At 49.9% G+C, this 599-nt stretch carries 1 protein-coding gene; it reads left to right on the forward strand.

Features of this window, described 5'->3' with window-relative positions:
• Positions 1–599, forward strand: a 599-nt coding sequence (locus ACLPGZ_RS19630) for a hypothetical protein (RefSeq protein WP_429641899.1), incomplete at both ends; no start/stop codon positions are given.

A 599-nucleotide genomic window follows, 5' to 3' on the forward strand; every position in this document is an offset into this window, starting at 1 on the left:
AAAAAAAAAAAAAAAAAAAAAAAGAAAAAAAAAGAAAGGAGAGAAAGAGGAGGAAAAAAGGAGGGGGGGAAAGAGAGGGAAGAAGGGGAGAGGGAGGAGAGAAGAAAAAAAGGGGGGGAAGAGGAAGAAAAAGAGAAGGAGAGGGAAGGGGAAAGGAAAGGGAAGGAGAGGGAAGGAAGGGAAAGAAGGGAGGGAGAAGAAAGGGGAGGGAAAGAAGGGAGGAGAGAAGGGAAAAAAAGGAAAGAAGGAAAAGAAAAGAGAGAAAGAGGGGAAAAAAGGGAAAGGGAGGGAAAGAAAGAGGGGAAAAGGAAAAAGGGAAAAAAAAAAAGGAGGAAAGAGAGGGGGAAAAGAAGAGAAAAGGGAAGGGGAGAGGGGAGGAGAAAGGGGAGGAGGAGGGAGGGAAAGAGGAGGGAAGAGGAGGGGGAGGAGGAGAGAGGGAAGGAGGAGGGGGGGAGGAAGGAAAAAGAGGGGGGGGGGGAGGGAAAAGGGGGGAGGGAGAGAAGGAGGGAAAGGGGGAAGAGGGGAAAAGGAGAGAAAAAAGAGAGGGGGGGGGAAAGGAGGGAGAAGAGAAAGAGGGGGGAGCAAAGAAAAAGGCAGAG

Origin of the sequence: Alcaligenes sp. Me129 (genome assembly GCF_050487245.1) — a bacterium.
GTDB lineage: Bacteria > Pseudomonadota > Gammaproteobacteria > Burkholderiales > Burkholderiaceae_B > Alcaligenes > Alcaligenes phenolicus.